Here is a 22,404-nt window from a genome sequence, read left to right on the forward strand (position 1 = left end):
TATGCACCCCCTTTTAGAAAAAGCTCAGAAAATCAAACAGCAACTAAATTGGTCGCTCATTTTTGGTGTGAGCTTTTTTCTAATTGTTGTGATTGGCTTGATACAGATCACGGCGGGGGTTTCGCATTGGTTAGTTGAAAACAAAGATGCTCAAATTAAGCATTTAACAGTGCAAGGGCATCCTAAGTACACTGATGAAACGGCAATAATAAAAGCAATAAAAAGAGCCGATTTAAGTAGTTTTTTTGAACTTGATGTAAAACATGTGCAACAACTGGTGCAAGATTTACCTTGGGTTGCGACAGTATCCGTACGTAAACAATGGCCAGATACTTTGCAAGTATATGTTGTTGAGCATGATGCTGTGGCACATTGGAATAGTGATTTATTACTAAATCAAAAAGGTGAAGCTTTTCAGGCTAGTAGCGATAAACTAAATGTAGATTTACCGCAGTTATTCGGGCCAGAAGGCAGTGAACAAGAAGCATGGTTAGCTTTTAAACAGTTTGATGAAATGCTTAAAGTGAATGCGTTAACATTAAATAGTTTAGCGTTGTCTGAGCGTTTTTCATGGCAACTGTGGTTAGATAATGGTGTACGTTTAAATTTAGGGCGTAAAGATAAAGCCAAGCGAGTTCAGCGCTTTATAGATGTTTACCCGAGAATGGAACATCCTGAAAATGCACAGATAGATACAATCGATTTACGGTATGATACCGGCCTTGCAGTAAGCTTTAAGCCGATGCAAGAAGAACAATTACAAAATAAGAGTAAGGCATGACTAAGTCAGCAGAAAGAAACCTCGTGATTGGATTAGATGTTGGTACCTCGAAAGTGGTTGCCACGGTAGGTGAAATCACCGCAGATAACAAACTCAGTATTGTTGGTGTGGGCAGCCAAGTGTCTCGTGGTATGGATAAAGGCGGCGTTAACGATTTAAACTTGGTATCTGAGTCTATTCGACGAGCTATAGACGAAGCTGAGTTAATGGCTGATTGTCGTATTAGTTCTGTGTACCTTGGTATCTCTGGTAAGCATATTCAGTGCCAGAACGAGAGTGGTGTAGTGGCTATTAACAACACTGAAGTGACCGATGAAGATATTGAAAATGTCATTCATATTGCACGCTCTGTGCCTATCTCGGCAGAGCGTAAAATGCTGCATGCATTGCCGCAAGAATACAGTATTGATATGCAAGAGGGCATTAAAAACCCACTTGGTATGAGTGGTGTGCGTATGGAAGCGCGAGCACATATCATTACTTGCTCAAGCGATATGGCAAAAAACATTGAAAAATGTGTAGAACGTTGTGGTCTTGAAGTCGATCAACTTATCTTTACCGCACTAGCATCATGTTATTCTGTATTAACAGATGACGAAAAAGAGCTAGGTGTTGCAGTACTTGATATTGGTGGCGGTACTATGGATATCACCATTTATATTAATGGTGCACTTCGCCATTCTGCCGTTATTCCTGTTGCTGGTAATCAGGTTACAGGTGATATTGCAAAAATATTTCGTACACCTATATCACATGCAGAGTCACTCAAAGTACAATACGCATGTGCTAGTAGCCAAATGGCAAGTAGCGAAGACACAATTGAAGTACCAAGTGTTGGCGGACGACCAGCAAGATTGATGTCACGCCATACATTGTCAGAGGTAGTAGAACCTCGTTTTAGAGAATTATTTGAGCTTGCGATGGAAGAGATTCGTCGTTCTGGTTTAGAAGATCAAATTGCTGCAGGCCTCGTTGTTACAGGTGGTACTGCTAAAATGACTGGTGCAATGGAAGTGGCAGAAGACATTTTCCAAATGCCAGTTAGAATAGGAAAACCAATTGGGATAGTTGGTTTGACAGACTATGTAGATGATCCCTCGTACGCAACTGCTGTTGGTTTGTTACAATACGGACGTACAATGCAATCGATGAATGCACAAAAGTCGAAAGCAGAAGGGAACAATAATTTATGGAACCGTGTTACAAAATGGTTTCAAGGCGAGTTTTAATGCTCAAGTCGGAGAGTAAATATGTTTGATATAATGGAACAACACAGCGAAGAAGCTGTCATAAAAGTGATAGGCGTGGGCGGCGGCGGCGGTAACGCTGTTGAGCACATGGTAAAACAACAGATTGAAGGCGTACGCTTTATTGCTGCTAATACGGATGCACAGGCATTACGTAACTCTGCTGCCGATATTACAGTTCAATTAGGCACGCAAATAACCTCAGGGTTAGGTGCGGGCGCAAATCCTGAAGTAGGCCGTAAATCGGCTGAAGAAGACGCCGATACAATTCGTGCCAGCCTTGAAGGCGCCGACATGGTATTCATAGCTGCAGGTATGGGCGGTGGTACAGGTACTGGTGCAGCACCGGTTGTTGCTAAAATTGCTAAAGAGCTCGGTATTTTAACAGTTGCAGTTGTAACACGTCCTTTTGATTTTGAAGGTAAAAAACGTGCAGCAGCCGCCGATCAAGGCATTAATGAATTGTCAGAAATTGTAGATTCGCTTATTACAATTCCGAACAATAAATTACTTAAGGTTTTAGGAAAAGGGACTACTCTTCTAGATGCCTTCGCTAAAGCTAATGACGTATTATTTGGTGCGGTACAGGGTATAGCAGAGCTAATTACACGTTCTGGTTTAATTAACGTGGATTTCGCCGATGTACGTACAGTAATGTCTGCAATGGGTACTGCAATGATGGGAACGGCGTCTGCGTCAGGTCCTGATCGTGCACAGGAGGCTGCAGAAGCGGCTATCTCAAGCCCACTACTAGAAGACGTTGATTTAACAGGTGCTAAAGGCATCTTGGTTAATATTACCGCCGGTATGGACATTGCGATTGAAGAATTTGAAATTGTTGGCAATCACGTTAAAGCACTTGCGTCAGAAAACGCAACGGTTGTTGTTGGTGCGGTAATCGACCCAGAAATGACTGATGAGCTACGTGTAACGGTTGTTGCAACAGGTTTAGGCGGTGATCGTCGTCCACAGTTTGGTATTGTTGATAATGGCTTTAAAAAGGCATCAGGATCTGATGTTGCAAGCACATCAAACCAAGCAAGTAGTATGTACGTACCAAGCTTTGCAAGCCAAGACACAAACACTGAAGAAAATGCTGCTAAAGCACAAACGCAAAGCAAAGAAAAAGCGCCTTCAACGAGTTCAAGTAGTTCGAGCTCTTCAGCGCAAAGCGGTAAAAAAGCGGATAAATCAGAAGGCGGTGATTATTTTGATATTCCAGCTTTTTTACGTAAGCAGGCAGATTAACATTTAATAATACTTTTGTTTGAAATATGTACAGATATTGAAAGGCAAAAGGATTTATGTTAAACTCCGCCGTCTAACTGTAACTGATTTAAAAGTGAGCGAACCTATGATTAAACAGCGTACGATTGCAGAAATAGTCAAAGCCATAGGAATTGGACTTCATAAAGGTGAGAAGGTCACAATAACTCTCCGACCTGCGAGCGCAAATACTGGGATTGTATTTCGTCGTGTCGACCTTGATCCGGTTGTTGATTTTGAAACAACACCTGAAGCCGTTGGTGATACGCAATTGTGTACTTGTTTAATTAACAAAGATGGCGTTCGCTTATCGACTACTGAGCACCTTATTGCAGCCGTTGCTGCAATGGGCATTGATAATCTAATTGTAGAATTAGACAGCTCAGAAGTGCCGATTATGGATGGTAGTGCATTACCATTCATATATCTGTTACAAAAAGGCGGAATTGAAGAGCAAAATGTTGCTAAACGCTTTATTCGTATTAAAGAAAAAGTACGTATTGAAGAAGGTGATAAATGGGCTGAAGTTGAACCTTATGATGGTTTTCATATCGACTTTGAGATTGCGTTTAACCACCCAGCTATCAACGAAAGTCGCCAACGTATAGGGTTAGATATAACAACGCAAAGCTTTATTGAAGAAATTAGCCGTGCGCGTACTTTCGGATTTATGAAAGATATTGAATACATGCATGCAAACAACCTAGCACTAGGTGGTAGTATGGATAGTGCTGTGGTACTTGATGAATTCAAAGTTTTAAATCCTAATGGTTTACGTTATAGCGACGAGTTTGTTAAGCACAAGATATTAGACTGTGTTGGTGACATGTTTATGACAGGTCATAACCTTTTAGGTAAAGTAACCGCATTTAAATCGGGTCATGATTTAAATAATAAATTACTTCGTAAAATTATGGCTACAGAGTCAGCATGGGAGTGGGCAACATTTGAAACGCCTGTGACGATGCCTGCACCCGGTCTTGAGTTAGCTCCAGCCTAAAAGTAATAAAAGTACAGTTCGCAAACAGTTATAAAAAATGACGCTAATTAGCGTCATTTTTTTGCGTAAAATTTACTTTATTGCAATTCTAAAATAGCTTGTAACTGATTTAAATGAGTTACGGTATAGGTTGGTTTTATTCCGTCGGGTAATTGCTCACCAGGGTGTTGTAACCAGCAAGTATCAATACCTGCATTGTTGCCGCCAAGTATGTCACTTGCTGCGGTGTCACCGACCATAAGCATCTCGCTTTTATCTGGGTTACCCATTAGCTCAAATGTGTGTTCAAAAATCGCTTTATTCGGTTTTGCTATGCCAACAAGCTCAGATATAACCAACCATTCAAACATATCTTTTAAACCAGTGTGTTCTAAACGTACTGTTTGTAGGCGGGCAAATCCGTTAGTAATAATACCTAGTCGAGCATTTGGCTTAAGCTTATTTAAAAGTTCTATAGCGCCAGGTAATGGCTCGCAAATTTGCGCCATAGCATCTAAAAAAGCATCGTTTAGCTCTTTTGCTGGCACATTTAGCTTTGCAGCCCATTCATTAAAGCGAGTTACTTGTAAGTAATCAGCAGTTATAGAACCGTTTTGATAATCAATCCACAGCTGCTTATTGGTTTTTTGATAATGAATATAATCGTCTTGGCTAAAATCTACGTTGTAAGCTTTAAACATGCGAGTCATGCCCGCTAAAATATCAAACCTAAATAAGGTTTCGTCTGCGTCAAACAATACATAGCTGTATTTCATTAAACTTCCTAAATTAATTTGTTTGGCTGTATAGCTCAGAGTGTAAAAATGGCGCCATAGCTAAAGTGAGTGCTTGTGTATACGTACTTTCACGCGTGGCATGATTGTTTGTAAGTAGTCCAATAGCGCCCCCTTTTTGCTTAATATTGGTGGTATTGAATGCCTTGTCCATTACATCGCCAAGCTCTTCACCTTTAAGTAATGCATTATAAAGTACTTGAGGTAAGGGGAGGTTACTGCTGCGCCCTACAACTTGATTTAAGGCATTATCAATAACTACATAGGCAAAGGTTGCTGGGCCATAGCTAAACTGCTCTGCACCGCCTTCCATTGCCACGTAATAGTGAGCTTGGTAATGTTCTTTGCAGTAATCAACGCGGTTTTGCGCGCCAATGCGTGTTTCGTCTTCGCCAATAGGTTGATCGGGCACATTGGATGGGGCATCAACACCTTGGCAATCAATTTCATGATCAGGGAAATACATTGCAAAAATATATTTAGCCGCGTTAATTTTTACAGGGTTTTTAGAACCCACAATAATTTTTAATGAGTACAACACAATGTCCCTTATTGTTACTAAAAATCAGCAGTGTACGTGAGAGAACCCAACCTTAGAAGAGGAGTTAAATAGGTATATCCAGAGGTGCTAAGTTTTCCAGTGCACGCTTTTTCAAAATAATATCTTTAATTAGTGGAGTAAGAACCAGCTCCATTGCTAAGCCCATTTTGCCACCAGGTACTACAAGCGTATTTATACGAGACATAAAACTGCCTTCGATCATGCGTAAATAATAAGGAAAATCAACATCATCAATACCTCTAAAGCGAATAACTACAAAGCTTTCATCAAGCGATGGAATATCTTTAGCGCTAAATGGATTTGAAGTATCAACGGTCGGCACTCGTTGGAAATTTATATGAGTTCGAGAAAACTGTGGCGTGATGTGATTAATATAATCATCCATACTACGGACAATTGAGTCCATAACAGCCTCACGTGAATGACCTCGCTCAGAGGTATCGCGTATCAGTTTTTGAATCCACTCAAGGTTAATAATAGGCACCATGCCTATTAATAAATCAACATGCTTAGCAACGTCTACATCTTGATCGACTACACCACCGTGTAAACCTTCATAAAATAAAATATCAGTATTATGCTCAAGCTCTTGCCAAGGAGTAAAGGTGCCCGGTAACTGATTGTACGGAACCGCTTCATCAAATGTATGTAAATAGCGGCGTAATTTACCTTGCCCAGTTTCACCATAATGATTAAATAAAGTTTCGAGGGCACCAAAGTCATTGGCTTCTCGGCCAAAGTAACTTATGTGCTTACCTTCTTGCTGTGCTTCGCGTACTTTTTTATCCATTTCAGGGCGAGTGTAACGATGAAAGCTATCCCCTTCGATAAAAGCCGCTTCAATATTAAGGCTACGAAAAATATGTTTAATTGCATTGGTTGTGGTGGTTGTGCCTGCACCAGACGAACCCGTAATCGCAATAATAGGATTTTTAGCTGACATGTTAATTCTCTTTTTTAGGAGCCGATTTTATAACCAGACTAAACTTAACATTATTTTAAGTCGTTTGGGTATCTTAAGAGTTGACTGACTTAGCTCAAGTGACGCCATCAGCAAATAACGTTATCATGAGGTGCTTAAAATTAAAACGAGAGAAAGCATGAAACTTATTAAACCATTACTTGGATTATTTTCTATAGCAGCGCTTAGCCCAATTGTGGTGCAGGCTAGCATGCCAAAAAGCCAAGTATTACTTGCTGATTTAAATACGCCTTATGGGGTACAAGTTAGTATTGTGAGTGATAAAAACAGTTATAACAACCAGCCACATTTAACAAATACAGGTTTATACTTTACTCATGAAGTAATTACTGATGAGCAAAGCCAAACCGATATTGCTTATTATGACTTAACATCAAAACAAATCAGCAATATAACTAATTCTCCAGTAAGCGAATATTCACCAACGGTTATGCCAAGTGGTGATGCGATATCAGCGATTGTTGTAGAAGCTGACGGTAAGCAAAAATTGTGGCAATACCCACTCAAAAATGAAGATGCGCCAAGTCGTATTTTTGATTGGATTGAACCTGTTGGGTACCATGCATGGGGTGTTCAAAATGATTTAGTGATGTTCATTTTAGGAAAGCCTCATACTCTTCAATATACTTCTGTTGCACAAGCGAAGGGGGAAATAGCAGCCAGTAATATTGGGCGAACGCTTATTTATAACAACTCAATGGCTGCATTTTTATTTAGTTACACTAAAAACGAGCAACACATTTTAGCGAGTTTTAATCCGCAAGATAAACAAGTTGAAGACCTATTAAGGTTACCGGCTCAAGTTCAAGATTTTATTTTAAAAGATAATACGACCATTGCTTATGCTATTAAAAACCGCGTTTATCAGCGTAAACTTGATGGAAGTGATGAAATATCGCAATGGCTTAATTTAAGCACCTACTGCGAAAAAAATATAACAAGAATGAGTTACAACAATGAAAAGCTCGCTTTTGTATGTGATATAACAAAGTAAAGCAGACAAATAAATTCAGATTTTATTGTGTGTATGCGTTAATCTAATGCGCAAATTAACTAATAGGGATTACACGTGGCTTATAGTGCAGACGAGCTGACAGAGCAGCTTATTAAATTACAGTGCAGAAGTAATTTTAAGATTAAAAATATTGCAGAGTACATGTTAGTAAACTCTAAAGAAGCATTTTATACCCACAGCGAAAGCGGCAAGGGTAAAATAGTAATTCGCCCAGCATTTGAGGTGTTTAGCGATGACTTTAATGATATTGATGGCGTAACGCGTGCGCAAGGGTACTTTCATAGCAGTGAGATGACACGCTTTCCTACGCGTATTTTTAAAAGCGCTCAACCTATTCACTATGGTGTGGCATTTAAAATAAACTCTGAGCAAGCAGCAAAAGACTTTATAGCTAAGCTAACTATGATTATTGGTAATTAATAAAACATAAATGTAAAAAGCCGCTGAATTTATATTCAGCGGCTTTTGTATTTTTATAGCTCAATAAACCTAATAATTACTTACTTTTTAAGAAGCTATTAACCGATTCAAGTTCGCGTGTTTTAAGCGCAATACAATCGTTTGTGCTTTCTTCAAGCTTACTTAATGTGCGCGCGTAGCCTGCTACATCAGCTACTTTTTCGTTAAAGAAGGTTTTTGTTGTCGCTAAGCTTTCTGCATTACAACTCGTCGTTGTAAAGTAAGGTAAGTTAGGTATAAAGAACGGCGGTAAGCTTGCTGTTACTTTATCGTAGTTACTGTAAACCCAATCAATAAATAATGCTTGGCGCTCATCTGTGTAACTTTGACCTGACAAAATAGTACGCATGTCAGATGCCGTTACTTCATCCGTTAAGCTATAAGCTAATACTGTTTTTTGTAACTCAGGTTTACCAAAAAAGCCCATAGCTGCAAGCATGTTTGTGCGCACTTGCGGATCTTTAGTTGTTTTGAACGTTGTCATGAATTGATCAAGCAGCGCTTTGTCACCATGAAAAGCAGCAAGAGTTAAGTACGTACCCGCTAAGTATGGGTCTACTTTTTGTGGATCATTTAAATAAACTTGCGTTTGTTCTTTGGCTTTATTGATGACGTTTTGATCTTCACCATCAAAACCTAAGCGTGATACAACGGCTGCACGAAGTTGTGCAATAGCACCATCTTCACCCGCTTTTGCTTCTAAACCATACTTTTTAGCAGCAGGCGTTACTGCACCGCGAATAAATTCAGGCCATAGGTCTTTATTGCTATCGTCTTTAAAAGTGCGCTGTTGCGATACTAAGTAACCTAGTGCGGTATTTGCTACGCGAGGGTGTCTATCGCTTACGAACACTTCAAGTGTTTGCATTAACTTAGCAGCAGATATAACACCAGCATCAAGTAGCGCGTCAGTAGCCGATAACAGCGCTAAGCGTTCACGGTCACTCAATACGCTTGGCGCCTTTTTAACAAGTGCGCTAAATTGTGCGTCATCCATTACCCAGCGGTAGTAGCCTAGTGCTCCTTGGTCAGGATAAATCCACTCTGGTTCAAAGTCTAAGTCTAGCGTTTGGCTTTGTTTATTAAGTAATACGTTTGCTGTTTTTACTTTATCGCCAGCGCCATATTTAATTGCCACCGGTACATTCCATAACTGCTCTTGCGCATCAACGCCTGCGTTTACAAAGCGGCTTTGTGAAATAGTTATTTTGCTACCTTGTTGAGTTACTTCAACCAGCGGAAAAGAAGATTGCTCAATAAACGATTTTAAAACACCCGCTACATCTTTATTTGAAGCTTTACCAAGTGCTTCCCACAAATCGGCTGCTTCAGCATTTTTAAATGAAAACTCTTTTAAGTAACTTTGAATACCTTTTTGAAATGCATCTTCGCCAATCCAGTTTTCAACCATAGCAAGTACTGAGCTGCCTTTACTGTAAGCAAGACCTAAACCGTCCATAATGTCGGCTTCAGTTTTAATTGGCTTACGAATAGGCTTAGTGCTTAGGCGTGCATCAAGTGCCATTACGTTGTTTTGTGGCAGGTCTAAGTGCGATTCAAACTCAGGGTTAAGCTGCTTAGTAATTTTTGCAGCCATCCAGCTAGCAAACGCTTCGTTTAACCATAAGTCGTTCCACCACTTCATGGTTACTAAGTTACCGTACCATTGGTGAGCAAGTTCGTGAGCTATAATTGATACATTACGCTGTTTTTTACTGCGTGTTGCTGCAGCTAGATCAACTAATAAAATATCTTCTCGGTAGGTTACTAAGCCGGAGTTTTCCATTGCGCCAAATGGAAACTCTGGTACCGCTACTGAGTCTAATTTTTTGTAAACGTAAGGAATACCAAAATACGCTTCAAGTGCGCCTAGTACTTTTGGCATGTTTTCTTTAGCGTATTGGGCTAAGTGGATTTTACCTTGTGGGGTAATTACACGACCAGGAATTGGCATACCTTTTATTTCTAATTCTTCAAACGGGCCAACAGCCATAGCGACTAAGTATGAAGGAATTGGCGGCGTTTTATCAAAGTAGTGTGTGGTCATATCACCATTAACGATTGCTTTAAGCTCAGGCGTATTTGAATATACTTTTTGTGATGTAGGCGCAGTAATCGTTAACTGAAATGGAATTTTATAGCTAGGTTCGTCAAAAACAGGAAACGCACGACGTGCGTCGCTCATTTCAAACTGAGTAAATAAATAAGGCGTACCTTGGTCTAGCGTTTTGTACAAGCCTACGCTTTGGCGATTATATGGCGCTGAAAAATCAACTTTAAGCGTGTATTTACCTGGTTGAATTTGCTCATCACAACTAAATTTAACTTTGCCTGTTTTAAGCATTTCGTTGTTTAAATCACAGCTTTCGTCGCCAAGCAGTTGCGCCATTTTAACAGCGTAAGCAACGCCATTTAGCTCAATGTATTTTGTTGGTTTTAGTACTTCTAGGGAAATCTCTGTCATCCCTGTGAATGTATCTTGGCTTGGGTCGAGTGTTAGCGATACTTTTTGCGAGCTTGGTTTTGCGAGTTTTTCGATAACAAATTCGTTAGCGTTTGCAGCATTCATTGCCAGCGCAACGCTCACAGTTAAGAGGCTTTTGAGAAACATAATGATCCCTAGATTGTTGTTGTTAGAAATTACCCTAAATAGGCTTTTTTATGCGTATATAATTAGGGATGTGGATATCCTAACAGCTTTTTTAAATAGAGTAATTGATTATAACAGTGACTTTAAGGGGAAATAGTAACAAAGTTTGTCAGTGACTTTCACGTGTTATAAAACGTTGCCAATGCAGGTGTGAGTTAATAACACGTATTTTTTGGATCACGTTATTTAATAAAAGCACGTTGTTAAATTCATTATGTGAATATTCGTTAAATCCCATGAGGTAATTAAAGGCGTCTTTTGAGTTAGCCTGCAGAGCATGTATACGAACTTGTTGCTCAAAGTTGAGGCGTAAGCTGCTTATTGCTGTTTTCATGCCGAGTTGATCAACATTTGGTATATCACACTTTTGTAAATAGCCGGCTCGCTCACCTTCACCTGAAAACCAAATACGCACTTTTTCACTGTACCTGCCAGTTTTTGCGGGCAAGTCGAACATCAATCGGTGTTGATTTTGCGATTTAATAAACGCTATATATTCATTAAGACCATAATTTATAAGCGCTTTGTGTACAGGGACTAAGCGGGGCTTTATTTTTCCGTGAGTATGAAAACTAAAACATAAAATATTTTGTTTAAAAATTAGATCATCAAGTGTTAAGTAACCAATTTCGTCACTGTAAGCACCACTATAATATGAAATTAAGGGCAGCCAAAAGTGCCAATGTTTTGGTTGCTCGCGCATAACTTTAACATCACCGTATATATATCCATTATAAAGTGTATGCAGCTCCATAGCTGAAAAAGGACGACGGCCAAGATGGGTTTTCAACGCAATACCTTGAAAATAAAGACGTGTTATATTTTATACTCAAACCACAGTAAGATGCGAGTGTCGTTGAGATTAAAATCAATTAAACCCAACGAGCAGCGGACTTGTTGGGTTTTAGTAACTTTATAATAAGCTACGCTATCTGTTTATTCGCTTAATGCGCGAGCTAGACCAACAGGTTCAATTTCCACACATACTTGGTCATCATTCCAATTAATACCAACTAGTGCGTTATCTTCGCTTAAATCTTCAACCCAAGCATCTAAAAACTCGTCAAGATTAATTTCTACAGGGCTGTAGTCTTTCCATTCTTCTTTACATTGTGCCTTGGCAGCTTCTTCGCTTTCCCAAAGTAGTAATACGTCAGTTTCGTCAAATTGATTTGAATCACATACTACAAAGCCATTATCTTCTGCACCTAGCGCCCAAATTACTTCGCTAACACGTACTTTTTCTACAAAGTTAACTAGTTGTGATTCAATTTCGATATCGCTCATGTGTTTACCTTTTTAATTAGTGACTAGGATTAGTATCTATAGCTGCTTGGCGTTGGTTATATTACTTATGACAAGCAATAAATTACGAATGTTGTCAAAAATGAGTCAACAAACGAAAGCAAATCCAATCAAGCGGGCAGTATAAACTGATGTTGAAGCATTCACAGCCTTTAAATTCATCACCAGTTAAATGGGCAGTTAAATAGTTTAATGTTTCAACAATATGTTCATTTTATGAAATTAAAGCGTAAGTAATCTGAATTCTGGATAATAAACTTACCCTAGTCAGTTATTTTTAACGCTAACTGCGTTGAACTTACTTGTAATTGGCCCACTATTGGCGCGTAAACTTGCCTTGTTTTCACTGAAAACCTCTGGCTAGGACCTGTTTATCTTTCGAGGTTAAACATGAGCTGCCTGTAAGGTTCTGTCTAGAGCTATTTACTCTTTGTTGCTCGGTTTTTTTACTTAGCCCACTAGGTTATAAAACTCACGCCGCGATTAAATAGCTCTTAGAGAACAATAAATTTAAATACCATTATGGTTCAATATATTAGTAAAAATTTTTGCCTAGTTCTAGCGCAGTTTTCTTATCGTTAAATAGACTCAATATATAATACCAATTCGCTTAATTAAATAATCTATTTTGAAGTAAGAAAATCGTGTCGATAACAAGGAAAAATTTCGTTATTTGTTCTATATCAGAAGTTTTTAACGTAGCTAGCGTCAGATTTAATATCGCAGATTGATTAAGTATTATTGCGGGTTGGTATAAGAAAGTTGGTATTAATTGCTCATTAAAAAAGCCGCAAAAGCGGCTTTTAGAAGTTTTACTTACAATACAAAAATTTATTCTGAACGGCTAGTAACTTCAAGTAAATGATAACCAAATTGTGTTTGTACTGGGCCTTGTACTTGGTTAATAGGCGCAGAAAACACCACTTTATCAAATTCTGGTACCATCATGCCCGGTCCAAACTCGCCAAGGGCGCCGCCATCTTGACCTGAAGGACAGTTAGAGTGGTTTTTTGCTAATTCAGCAAAATCTTCACCTTGTTCAATTTTTGTTTTTAAGTCTAAGCATTGTGCTTCGCTATCTACTAATATGTGTCGTGCGCTTGCCACTGTCATAAAATCTCCCGCTTATTATGTGGTGTTTTTTTAACCTAATGAAATGTCATTCTAGTTAGTTTCAACTAATTGTACCAGTATAAACTTAATTATTAGAAAGTGTATTTTCAATTGCCGTAATCATCTTTTCTGAGTCAGGTGACACTTTGCTGTTAAATCGTAAAATTGTTTTGCGATCTGCAGATACTAGGTATTTATAAAAATTCCAATTAGGGGAACTAGTTTGCTCATTTAGGTGTTTAAAAATAGGATTGGCATCACTGCCTCGTACTTCACTGGTAGCAAACATAGGAAAAGTAACCCCATAATTAATAAAGCAGACTTTAGCTGTCGCTTTTTCATCATTTTCTTCTTGAAAGAAATCGTCAGAAGGAAACCCTAAGACAACTAACCCCTGACTTTTATATTGTTTATAAAGTGCTTCTAAACCTTTAAATTGAGGTGTGAAACCGCAGTTACTGGCTGTATTAACGATCAATAAAGGCTTATTTTTAAACTGACATAAGTTGATTGACTCTTCAGAACGTAACTTACGTATATTGACGTTAGTAAAATCTTGGCATGTTGTGGCCACGTGCTTATCAATTGATTCTGTTTGAGCATGAAGTGGTGTATTTATTAATAAAACCCCTAACCCGAGTAATATTTTTTTTAGCATAGCTAACGACCTAAACTTTACGATTGTTTGAGTGGATGATCATACGCTAATATGGAGAAAATTGATCAACCATGCAATCTATTATGACAACCCGTTTAGCAACTATAAATGATCTTAGCGAAATCGTAGCAATTTACAACGAGACTATTGCTGGTCGAATGGTGACTGCTGACACTGAAGAAGTGACCGTTGAAGAAAAGCGTGAGTGGTTTAATAGCCATACACAAAAAAGACCTATTTATGTTTACTGTGAGAATAACAAAATACTCGCATGGCTTAGTTATAAATCATTTTATGGTCGCCCAGCTTACGATGGTACTGTTGAAATGAGCATATATATTACCGCAAAAGCACAAGGTAAAGGGCTTGGCAAAAAGTTGATGGAATTTGCACAAATCCAAGCTAAACAACTAAATATACGCGTATTGCTAGGATTTATTTTTAGCCACAACTTACCAAGTGTAAATCTATTTAAACATTTTGGCTTCGATGTTTGGGGAGAGTTACCCAATGTCGCTATGATGGATAGTAAGCTTTATAGCCTTACTATTTTCGGAAAACATGTAGAATAAAGTTCGTATCTCTTTTAGGTAAAAAATTCTTATGAAATAACGCTAAGAACCTATGCTAACTAAACAATAATAGGCTACGCTATTAATATATTAAGTTAATTATTTTTAAAGTGTAGCTTGATGATTCGGAAAATATTAGTAGTAGACAGCAGCACTATTATCGCAATGCGAGTAAAAGTACTTTTAGAGTTAATTGGATGTGAGGTTGAATTAATTCATTTTTCTATGCTCGATATGCATATAAATGTTGATGCGTATGATTTAATTATAGTGGCGCATGGAGTACCTGTTATTTCTATTGAACCGTTGATTGCTAAGGTCTCACAATCACGGTTTATGTTGCTTGCTCCAAAAGCTGAAAATGGTGAACAACTAAACGCATTTAGTGAGCTTAATCATGCTGTTGCTAATGCAACTGTAGTTTACCCATTTTTTTCTAATAAGGAGATAACTTCTCTACTTGAGAGTTTATTAGAGCTTGGCTCTAACCATATTCTTCAATTACCCACTATTTTACTGGTTGATCATATACCTGAGCGTCTTGAAAAAATGAAAAGCAGCTTAGTAGGCGCTCATATAAACACCCACACCGCGACAAATTTAGATGAAGTATTGGCAATATCCGTTGATACTAAAATTGATATATTAATTAGTGATTTTAGTTTTGGTGATGTAACTGGGTTGGGTATATTTTCTAGCCTAAAATTAAAGCAGCCACATTGTAGGTGTTTACTTTTTACGTCACGCCCTGATCAAGTGTCCATGATTGAGGCTATTCGTGAGGGAGTTGAAGATGTACTCATTAAACCCCTTAACGATAGTATTCTTTTGCAGTCGGTCCATAAGCTATGGCAAACCGAATTATTGAAACGACATAATGCAGAGTTAGTAGAAAGGCTTCAAGACACCGTAGATGCGCTTATTGAAAAGGATAGCTTATTACAAGTTATTTATAAGCATACACCCGATGCAATTATGTTATTTGAGCGCGGTGGTAAAGTTATCGAAGCGAATGATGCTTGCTTAAAGCTATTTGATTTACCGTTTAATGAATTAGAAAGTAAGTCTCTTTTTGATTTTTTAGATGTTGATTCAAGCGCAGGAATTAAAGATAAAATTTTGACTTTAAATAGTAATCGACAGTTTAGTTGCGATTTACGTTTAACAAAAACACTAGGGGGTTATATACCTCTTGTGGGATCTTTTAATGAAATAGATCACCATGGTGAAATTGCGCTGGCAGTTATTTTTAAAAATGTAACGCACTTAAAACAAAAAGAAGAGTTGCTACTTGAAGCAAAAGATATTTTAGAAGAACAAGTTAGGGCGCGTACCTCACAGTTAGAGCACGCTAAAAATGTGGCTGAAGCCGCCAATTTGAGTAAATCAGAATTTTTAGCAAACATGTCTCACGAACTTCGCACACCAATGCATTCAATTTTAAGCTTTTCTCGTTTTGGCTTAAATAAATTAGAGGTTGGTGATTTTGCGGAAGAAAAATTATTTAAGTACTTGTCTCGAATTGAATCCAGTGGAGAACGGTTACTTTCATTACTTAATAATTTACTGGATCTATCCAAGCTTGATGTGGGTAAATTTCCTTTCAATCCTAGAACACATAATTTAGCTAATATCATTAGAACGAGTATTGATGATGTCGCTGGAACTGCAATGGAAAAAGAGATTGAAATCATTTTTTCAGTGCAGTCTAACCCGGTAGTCGCTCTGTGTGATGAGGAACAAATTAATCAATTAATGTGTAATTTATTAGGTAACGCATTAAAGTTTAGTGAGCCAAAAAGTAAAATTAAAGTGGAATTGGCATCTGAGAACGAGTTTGCAGTAATAGCCGTTATCGATAATGGTATTGGTATACCTGAGGATGAACTTGAAGACATTTTCACTAAATTTGTACAAAGCAGTAAAACCAATAGCGGAGCTGGTGGAACAGGGTTAGGCCTTGCATTATGTAGGGAGTTTGTTTCTTTGCATCAAGGTAATATTACAGCCTTAAATAACACTAATGGCGGCGCTACTATTTGTATACAAATACCACTTAAAATAAACCTAGACGAACACTTAGCACTGCAAAGCAGTTAATTTTTTAAACAAGTGTTTGAAGTAGCATATTTAGAATTTAAATGGATGATGAAACGATGGCTTTAACAAAAATACTCGCAGTGGATGACGAACCCTTTAATCTTGAAATTATAGAAGAGATTCTGGAGGACCTCGATTTTGAATTAAAGGTAGCCGTTAGCGGTCCAGAGTGCTTGAGTATGGTAGAGGACTATATGCCTCAGGTTATATTGCTGGATGTGAGTATGCCACAAATGAATGGTTACGAAGTCTGTAATAGCCTTAAATCCAACCCAAATACCGCGCATATAATTGTGATGTTTGTATCAGCAAGGGGGACGGTTGAGGAACGTATGGAAGGTTACTCTGTTGGTGCAGAAGATTATATTGTTAAACCGTTTGGACATGACGAACTCAAGTCTAAATTAAATAATTTGAATCAAGTGCTGGTAGAGAAAGAGAGTCTTGAAAAACAAGTTGAAGATGCAACTTCTACAGCATTTAATGCGATGGCTAACAGTAGTGAAATGGGGCAAATAGTTAATTATGTTGAAAATATTGGTTTTATAAATGATCCCCAAAGTTTAGGAAAAGCGCTCATAGATTGTCTACAGTCTTTTAATTTGCAAAGTAACGTAGAGTTTCGATATGCGAATGTTATAGAGCATTTTGCGTTACATGGGGTTTGTTCACCGATTGTTATTGAACTATTTGAAATGCTTAAAAGTAAAGGTCGGTTGCACGAATTTTCACATCGAATTTTGGTTAACTACGAATACATAAGCTTGCTGGTTTTAAATATGCCGGATCATGATCCAGATAAGCATGGACGAATTCGTGACCACGTATGTTTTATTGTCAGTGTTACAGAGCAGCAATTACGAGCAATAATGACCAAAAGAATACTTGTATCCCAGCAAGAACGACTAAATACGGTCGCAAATTCCGTACATAGTAAATTTCATAGTTTAATTGGCTTACTTAACGATAATCGTAAAAATAACGAAAGAGTTTTTAAGCAACTACAAGAAGATCTTGAAGTGCGAATACCAACAATGGGATTAGATGAGGACCAAGAGGTTTTTATTTACAAAAAAGTAGATGAAACAATTCAAAATTCAATTGCAAGAGAGGAGTCAGTTCAAGAAGTTAAAGCCTCTTTTGCTGAGATTGAACAAGACCTGTCATTACTTTTAAAGAGCTAAGTAACCTGAGGACTGGATAATAAATCTATCTTAAGCAGTTTGTTCAGCACTGACTGCGTTGAATTTTCTTGCAATAGGCCCGCGATTGACATGCAAGTTCGCCTGTTTTACTGGAAGTCTCTGGCTAGAGGGAATAAGTTTAAATATAGTTATTATTCAAATGTTAGTAAATCTCTTAACCAGAGTTCAGACTAAATATATTTAACTAAATAATGTTACTTTAAAGGCTTACATCAACTGCATTATGCATCTCTGGGTAAGCCTTTTTCTACAATTCTGATTAACCTAGCTGTTTTACGAAGCGCTACTCGTTGTTTATCATTTTGTTGGGAAAGTGCCCATTCAATATGCTCTAAAACAAGTTCACTGCATATTTGGCTTTTGTCTTGTAAGGCGTAAATAATAGCGGGACTAAATTGTGCATTACCTAACCCTATTGCTAAGTTACGTAACCAACGTTCGTGACCAATACGGCGAATAGGACTGCCTTCGGTATTTTTTAAAAAAGTAGCTTCATCCCAAGCAAACAACTCAAGTAAATCTTTGTCTTTTAATTGAGTGCGCGGGTGAAAATCGTTTTCGTCAGTAATTTGGCCATAACGATTCCAAGGGCATACTAACTGACAATCATCGCAGCCATAAATTCTATTACCCAATAAAGTCCTGTATTGCTCAGGAATGGGCCCTTGGTGCTCTATTGTTAAGTACGATATGCATTTACGTGCGTCAACGACATAAGGCTCTACAATTGCGCCTGTTGGGCAAAGAGTGATGCAGGCAACGCATTTACCGCAGCCTTCAAAGGTGTTTTCGGCGTCTATTGGCAGTGGTAAATCAATAAATAGCTCGCCTAAAAAAAACCACGATCCTGCTTCTTGATTAATTAATAAAGAATGCTTACCACGCCAACCTAAACCCGCTTTTTCGGCGAGTTGACGTTCAAGTACTGGGGCTGAATCTACAAAGGGTCTAAAGCCATATTCACCAATTTCTTGTTCTATTTTTTGGCCGAGTTTTTTTAATCGATTACGCATTAATTTATGATAATCACGACCCAGTGCGTATCGGCTTATATATGCTTTTTCTTTATTTTTAAGGTTTTTGCAAAGCCAGCATCGGGTGGGAGGTAATTCATTTTTACTGATATTACACGCTGTGTGCCAGGTACTAATTCAGCTGGGCGAGCGCGTTTCATGCCGTGTGAAGCCATGTAGTCCATTGAACCATGAAAGCCAGCATCAAGCCAACGTTGCAGTTGAGCCTCGTGCTTACTTAGGTCAATATCGGTAATACCCACTTCGCTAAAGCCAAGCTCTTGTCCCCAGGTTTTTATTTGCAGGGCTAATTTTTCATAGTCTGGGGTTGGGTTGCTCACACACTTTACACACTTAAATTAATAGCTGCGTAATTTACCATATTTACTAGGGCTTGTTTATCTTTCGGGTTGAATTTAAAGCAGTGAGTTTGGTTTTTAAGTAAGGCAAAGCTATGTTGTATGGTTGTTCCCCATAAATAGTCGATAACGCAGCATAGATGCCTACCATGCGCTGTCTCTAGGTAGAAAAAATTTTAATCCTAAAAGACCAACAGGCTCTAATAAGTTAAAACGTTTTGCTACAGTACAAAACGTTTTAACTGTTGTTGAGTTTGTAAGCTTAGCTGCTGAGAGTTTTCGCTATCGGCCACAGCAGTGTCGATTAATTGCTTAGCTTGCTCACCTAGCTCTACAATTTGCTCAACAGATTGATGAGTTTGAGTTTGTGTTTGCTCAAGCAGATGCACGGCACTGGCTATTTGCTTCAATTGTTGCTGATTTTGCTCAAATTCATTAAGCATCTTGCTAAACCCGTCAGACGTTGCACTAATTGCACTTTGTGCGCTATTAGAGTGGGTGATCAGTTGCTCTGACTCTTTATTTGTTTCGTTTACTAGCTCATTCATTTGGGTAATAAAATCACTAATTTGTCTTGTTGCGCCACTTACCTTTATAGAAAGCGTACGGACTTCATCGGCAACTACAGCAAAGCCTCGTCCAGCTTCACCTGCTCGGGCTGCTTCTATTGCAGCGTTGAGTGCTAATAAGTTGGTTTGATCTGAAAACTCTTCAACCATTTTTAAAATACTACGTATATTTTCACTGTTTTCTTTTAAACCTGCGACCGTATTTGAAAAACTACCTAGCATATTAGTGATTAATTTAACTTGTTCGACAAGCGCTGAAAGCTCTTTAGCTGAGAGTTTTACAAAGTTTAGATGTTCATTATTAACGTTATGGACACTGTCGGTATTAATGACTATGTTTTGTAAGCTTTGCGTTATTTGCATACTCGCATTAATTATACTGTGGCTTAAATGTATTTGTTGCTCGCTTGAGTTGTCCGTATTTTTCATTGATTCGGTAACGGCTTTATTACTATTGGCACTGGCTTCAGCGCTACTGTAAGTTGTATTTAGTAGTTCGCCTAAGTGAGTGGTGAAAGTGTTGTATTGGGTACTTAAATCTCTAAATTCATCATACGAAAAATGTGGAAGTTTTGCGGCTAAATTAGCATCTTGTTGGTTTATTTTTATTAGTGTATCGCGCATCGCGGTAATAGGACGCACGATTAAAAAACGCATATACGAAAGTGTAAAACCAAACCCCATAACAATTACTAGTGTTAAAAGCCAAAATAGCTCTGTACTTTGTTGTTCGCTAAGGCTTTGGTACAACCAAAACAGAGTGATGGCTTGAAATAGAAATACAAAACTTAGATTGCCTACAATTTTACGTGTTAATGTGAAAAAGAAGGTCTGCTCGATGTAATTATAAATTTTCATGTAGCTACTCATTTTACTGAAACCTTTATGGTATTAGTGCTCTTACGTTCTATGTAAGGAGTATAGATGTGTTTAACTATGATCTAACGATAGTAAGTATGCTTTAGTTTGTGCCGGGTAGTTGGTAAAAATCCCATCTAAACCATATTCGAGCATTAGTGCTATATCTTGCTCTTTGTCTACCGTGTAGGCATAAATTTTTAGTCCGCGTTGCTTTGCATCATTAGCAAATGCTTTATTAACAAAATTTTTATCTACATGCACACTATAGGCATTTAAATCTTCAGCAAATTTTGCATAGCTTATAGGTATAGAAGACGTTAGTACGCCTATTTTCAACCATGGTAAACGGTTTTTAAGCCACAGTAATTGATGGTGATCAAACGATGATACTAAAACATTGGTACGTGATATTTTTCCCATGCTTATATTGTATTCAAGTTGAGTCGCAAGTTTTTCAAGTTCAAAAGTATGCTTAAGCTCTAGGTTGAGTAATGTTTTATCGTTATTCCAATCTAATAACTGCTGTAAGTTAGGTACATACTCACCATTTCCCGCGTCAAGCTTGGCTATTGTTACAGCGTCAAATTCATTGACCTTACCTGTGCCATTAGTCGTTCTATCAAGCCATGAATCGTGGATTAACATGTAATCATCAATAGCACTTTGTATATCTACTTCAATGCCATCTACACCTATTTTTAGCGCTTCTAAAATAGCACTTTTAGTGTTTTCTGGGAAATGTCCGCTTGCGCCTCTGTGTGCAAATACTTTCATTTACGTGCCTTTTTTGTGATTGACCAAGTTTCAAAGCAGGCGGCACTAACAATTAATGTGCCACCTATTAGTGTCATTGCTGATGGGCGTTCATGTATTATAATAATCGCTAATAGTGTGCCATAGAGAGGTTGAAGGCAAGAAATGAGCCCCGCAGTAGCTGCAGATAAATGTTTTAAACTGGCTGCAAATAGTGAATGAGGCGTAGCTGTAAATATTACCCCTGCAATCAAAATTAATAACAAATCATGGTTACTTACTTCATACACAGGTACTTTTATAAATGCACATAGCATAAGGCTTGCAACCAAGGTTTGATAAAACATAGTTTGTGGGCCACCGTATTGGCTAAAGTAACGTTTGTGAGTGATGTTTCTTATTGAAAAAAAGAATGCTGACACTACGCCTGTTATCACTCCAAGAGTTACGTCATCACCTAAACTGGCAGTAGGGACAAGAAGGTAAATACCTAATATAACCACCGCTGCACTAAGTATATCTTTAGCTTTGGGTTTACTCTTATTAAATAAAGGCTCTAAAAATACAGTAATTACTGGATAACTAAAAAATGCGAGCATCCCAATTGTTATACCCGCCATTTGCATACCTGCAAAGTAGGTAACCCAATGTATACCTACCGCCACACCGAGCAATATAGCCATTAAATAATCTTTAGGTTTATTAAGCTTAATAGGCTTTTTTTGCATACTTAGCAAAAACCAAATCGCAATGCCAGCAACTGCGGTTCTATAGACGGTTATATCAAGTGCATTTAAACCAATGAGCTTTGCAAATAGAGCGGTTCCGCCAAAAAGTAATACGGCAATATGTAAATAAAGCAGGCTTTGCTGTTGGGGTTGCATTTAGTTTCCTTGTTATGCTTTTTTAGCATATTAGCATCGGTTAGAAATTCTTGAGATGATTTTTTAATACATGACAAATGTCAGTAAAGTTAATGACATTCCACACTCACATTATTTTTGCACACTGGCATAATTACTCTACTTAATTGGAGGTAGTTATGAATTCCTTAATTTTATTTAGTTTGACTCTTAGTGAAGCGCTAGAAACATTAAATTTTACTATTAGTGACGCATATTGCTTTATGCTGATATGTATTTTCGTGTTATTTATATTTAG

Annotated in this window: 20 protein-coding genes and 1 pseudogene; 9 read left to right on the top strand and 12 right to left on the bottom strand. The window is 38.0% G+C overall.

All coding sequences use genetic code 11. The annotated features are described in order from the left end of the window. Position 1: 1 nt before the first annotated feature. The 4 genes from P20495_RS13835 (at position 2) to lpxC (ending at position 4,294) form a co-directional block, all read left to right on the top strand. The gene (locus tag P20495_RS13835) at positions 2–781 is read left to right on the top strand and encodes a cell division protein FtsQ/DivIB (RefSeq protein WP_008135031.1); all 780 of its coding nucleotides are present in this window, start codon (positions 2–4) and stop codon (positions 779–781) included. Further along, positions 778–2,010, top strand: a complete 1,233-nt coding sequence (gene ftsA, locus P20495_RS13830) for a cell division protein FtsA (RefSeq protein WP_008135032.1) — start codon at positions 778–780, stop codon at positions 2,008–2,010. Before P20495_RS13835 ends, ftsA begins: the two co-directional genes overlap by 4 nt. A 21-nt stretch (positions 2,011–2,031) precedes the next feature. Continuing rightward, positions 2,032–3,276 carry a cell division protein FtsZ gene (gene ftsZ, locus P20495_RS13825; protein WP_007376971.1) on the top strand — a complete coding sequence of 415 codons (1,245 nt, stop codon included), beginning with the start codon at positions 2,032–2,034 and terminating at the stop codon, positions 3,274–3,276. 106 nt (positions 3,277–3,382) lie between these two features. Then, positions 3,383–4,294, top strand: coding sequence for a UDP-3-O-acyl-N-acetylglucosamine deacetylase (lpxC, locus tag P20495_RS13820; protein WP_007376970.1), 912 nt, complete (start codon positions 3,383–3,385; stop codon positions 4,292–4,294). Between the two features lie 77 nt (positions 4,295–4,371). Here the strand turns inward: lpxC and yjjG are convergent, their stop codons facing one another. The 3 genes from yjjG to P20495_RS13805 form a co-directional block, all read right to left on the bottom strand. Continuing rightward, positions 4,372–5,049, bottom strand: coding sequence for a pyrimidine 5'-nucleotidase (gene yjjG / locus P20495_RS13815; protein ID WP_008135033.1), 678 nt, complete (start codon positions 5,047–5,049; stop codon positions 4,372–4,374). 13 nt (positions 5,050–5,062) lie between these two features. After that, complete coding sequence (gene yjjX / locus P20495_RS13810; RefSeq protein WP_086007036.1) at positions 5,063–5,608, bottom strand: inosine/xanthosine triphosphatase; 546 nt, start codon at positions 5,606–5,608, stop codon at positions 5,063–5,065. A 64-nt stretch (positions 5,609–5,672) separates the two neighbouring features. Beyond that, positions 5,673–6,572, bottom strand: coding sequence for a phosphoribulokinase (locus tag P20495_RS13805; RefSeq protein ID WP_007376967.1), 900 nt, complete (start codon positions 6,570–6,572; stop codon positions 5,673–5,675). 157 nt (positions 6,573–6,729) lie between these two features. Here P20495_RS13805 and P20495_RS13800 point away from each other — a divergent pair, with 157 nt between their 5' ends. Together P20495_RS13800 and P20495_RS13795 are read left to right on the top strand one after the other, a co-directional pair. Continuing rightward, on the top strand, positions 6,730–7,605 hold the full coding sequence (locus P20495_RS13800; protein ID WP_008135037.1) for a hypothetical protein: 876 nt from the start codon (positions 6,730–6,732) through the stop codon (positions 7,603–7,605). 75 nt (positions 7,606–7,680) lie between these two features. Then, the gene (locus P20495_RS13795; protein WP_007376965.1) at positions 7,681–8,046 is read left to right on the top strand and encodes a hypothetical protein; all 366 of its coding nucleotides are present in this window, start codon (positions 7,681–7,683) and stop codon (positions 8,044–8,046) included. 76 nt (positions 8,047–8,122) lie between these two features. On the opposite strand, the gene P20495_RS13790 is transcribed toward P20495_RS13795, so the two are convergent. The 5 genes from P20495_RS13790 to P20495_RS13770 all read right to left on the bottom strand — a co-directional run bounded on the left by P20495_RS13790 (position 8,123) and on the right by P20495_RS13770 (position 13,811). Continuing rightward, positions 8,123–10,696, bottom strand: a complete 2,574-nt coding sequence (locus tag P20495_RS13790) for a M1 family metallopeptidase (protein WP_033015387.1) — start codon at positions 10,694–10,696, stop codon at positions 8,123–8,125. Between the two features lie 148 nt (positions 10,697–10,844). After that, the gene (locus P20495_RS13785; RefSeq protein WP_007376963.1) at positions 10,845–11,525 is read right to left on the bottom strand and encodes a hypothetical protein; all 681 of its coding nucleotides are present in this window, start codon (positions 11,523–11,525) and stop codon (positions 10,845–10,847) included. A gap of 146 nt (positions 11,526–11,671) precedes the next feature. After that, complete coding sequence (locus P20495_RS13780) at positions 11,672–12,022, bottom strand: DUF2750 domain-containing protein (RefSeq protein ID WP_007376962.1); 351 nt, start codon at positions 12,020–12,022, stop codon at positions 11,672–11,674. An 849-nt stretch (positions 12,023–12,871) separates the two neighbouring features. Next, on the bottom strand, positions 12,872–13,153 hold the full coding sequence (locus P20495_RS13775; protein WP_007376961.1) for a peptidylprolyl isomerase: 282 nt from the start codon (positions 13,151–13,153) through the stop codon (positions 12,872–12,874). An 85-nt stretch (positions 13,154–13,238) separates the two neighbouring features. Then, positions 13,239–13,811 carry a glutathione peroxidase gene (locus P20495_RS13770; RefSeq protein ID WP_008135041.1) on the bottom strand — a complete coding sequence of 191 codons (573 nt, stop codon included), beginning with the start codon at positions 13,809–13,811 and terminating at the stop codon, positions 13,239–13,241. Between the two features lie 83 nt (positions 13,812–13,894). On the opposite strand from P20495_RS13770, the gene P20495_RS13765 reads away from it, so the two are divergent. The 3 genes from P20495_RS13765 to P20495_RS13755 all read left to right on the top strand — a co-directional run bounded on the left by P20495_RS13765 (position 13,895) and on the right by P20495_RS13755 (position 17,667). After that, positions 13,895–14,383 (top strand): GNAT family N-acetyltransferase, encoded by a 489-nt coding sequence (locus P20495_RS13765; protein ID WP_033015403.1) that lies wholly within the window; start codon positions 13,895–13,897, stop codon positions 14,381–14,383. Between the two features lie 120 nt (positions 14,384–14,503). Next, positions 14,504–16,483, top strand: a complete 1,980-nt coding sequence (locus tag P20495_RS13760; protein ID WP_008135042.1) for an ATP-binding protein — start codon at positions 14,504–14,506, stop codon at positions 16,481–16,483. 56 nt (positions 16,484–16,539) lie between these two features. Beyond that, positions 16,540–17,667, top strand: coding sequence for a PleD family two-component system response regulator (locus tag P20495_RS13755; protein WP_008135043.1), 1,128 nt, complete (start codon positions 16,540–16,542; stop codon positions 17,665–17,667). Between the two features lie 242 nt (positions 17,668–17,909). Here P20495_RS13755 and queG read toward each other — a convergent pair. From queG to P20495_RS13740, 4 genes and pseudogenes are all read right to left on the bottom strand, one after another. Continuing rightward, positions 17,910–19,042 (bottom strand): annotated as a pseudogene (gene queG / locus P20495_RS20360) (tRNA epoxyqueuosine(34) reductase QueG). Positions 19,043–19,281: 239 nt separating this feature from the next. Beyond that, complete coding sequence (locus P20495_RS13750; protein WP_007376955.1) at positions 19,282–20,499, bottom strand: methyl-accepting chemotaxis protein; 1,218 nt, start codon at positions 20,497–20,499, stop codon at positions 19,282–19,284. Positions 20,500–20,559: 60 nt separating this feature from the next. Further along, positions 20,560–21,264, bottom strand: a complete 705-nt coding sequence (locus tag P20495_RS13745; protein ID WP_008135048.1) for a glycerophosphodiester phosphodiesterase family protein — start codon at positions 21,262–21,264, stop codon at positions 20,560–20,562. Further along, on the bottom strand, positions 21,261–22,127 hold the full coding sequence (locus P20495_RS13740) for a DMT family transporter (protein ID WP_008135050.1): 867 nt from the start codon (positions 22,125–22,127) through the stop codon (positions 21,261–21,263). The genes P20495_RS13745 and P20495_RS13740 overlap by 4 nt, the downstream gene beginning before the upstream one ends. Positions 22,128–22,404 lie beyond the last annotated feature (277 nt).

The organism is Pseudoalteromonas sp. BSi20495 (assembly GCF_000241185.1).
In the GTDB taxonomy this organism is placed as follows: Bacteria; Pseudomonadota; Gammaproteobacteria; order Enterobacterales; family Alteromonadaceae; genus Pseudoalteromonas; species Pseudoalteromonas fuliginea.

Coding starts and splice junctions, on each gene's coding strand:
- P20495_RS13835 (WP_008135031.1), top strand. CDS start 2: ATGCACCCCCTTTTAGAAAAAGCTCAGAAAATCAAACAGCAACTAAAT.
- ftsA (WP_008135032.1), top strand. CDS start 778: ATGACTAAGTCAGCAGAAAGAAACCTCGTGATTGGATTAGATGTTGGT.
- ftsZ (WP_007376971.1), top strand. CDS start 2,032: ATGTTTGATATAATGGAACAACACAGCGAAGAAGCTGTCATAAAAGTG.
- lpxC (WP_007376970.1), top strand. CDS start 3,383: ATGATTAAACAGCGTACGATTGCAGAAATAGTCAAAGCCATAGGAATT.
- yjjG (WP_008135033.1), bottom strand. CDS start 5,049: ATGAAATACAGCTATGTATTGTTTGACGCAGACGAAACCTTATTTAGG.
- P20495_RS13805 (WP_007376967.1), bottom strand. CDS start 6,572: ATGTCAGCTAAAAATCCTATTATTGCGATTACGGGTTCGTCTGGTGCA.
- P20495_RS13800 (WP_008135037.1), top strand. CDS start 6,730: ATGAAACTTATTAAACCATTACTTGGATTATTTTCTATAGCAGCGCTT.
- P20495_RS13790 (WP_033015387.1), bottom strand. CDS start 10,696: ATGTTTCTCAAAAGCCTCTTAACTGTGAGCGTTGCGCTGGCAATGAAT.
- P20495_RS13780 (WP_007376962.1), bottom strand. CDS start 12,022: ATGAGCGATATCGAAATTGAATCACAACTAGTTAACTTTGTAGAAAAA.
- P20495_RS13775 (WP_007376961.1), bottom strand. CDS start 13,153: ATGACAGTGGCAAGCGCACGACACATATTAGTAGATAGCGAAGCACAA.
- P20495_RS13770 (WP_008135041.1), bottom strand. CDS start 13,811: ATGCTAAAAAAAATATTACTCGGGTTAGGGGTTTTATTAATAAATACA.
- P20495_RS13765 (WP_033015403.1), top strand. CDS start 13,895: ATGACAACCCGTTTAGCAACTATAAATGATCTTAGCGAAATCGTAGCA.
- P20495_RS13760 (WP_008135042.1), top strand. CDS start 14,504: ATGATTCGGAAAATATTAGTAGTAGACAGCAGCACTATTATCGCAATG.
- P20495_RS13755 (WP_008135043.1), top strand. CDS start 16,540: ATGGCTTTAACAAAAATACTCGCAGTGGATGACGAACCCTTTAATCTT.
- P20495_RS13750 (WP_007376955.1), bottom strand. CDS start 20,499: ATGAGTAGCTACATGAAAATTTATAATTACATCGAGCAGACCTTCTTT.
- P20495_RS13745 (WP_008135048.1), bottom strand. CDS start 21,264: ATGAAAGTATTTGCACACAGAGGCGCAAGCGGACATTTCCCAGAAAAC.
- P20495_RS13740 (WP_008135050.1), bottom strand. CDS start 22,127: ATGCAACCCCAACAGCAAAGCCTGCTTTATTTACATATTGCCGTATTA.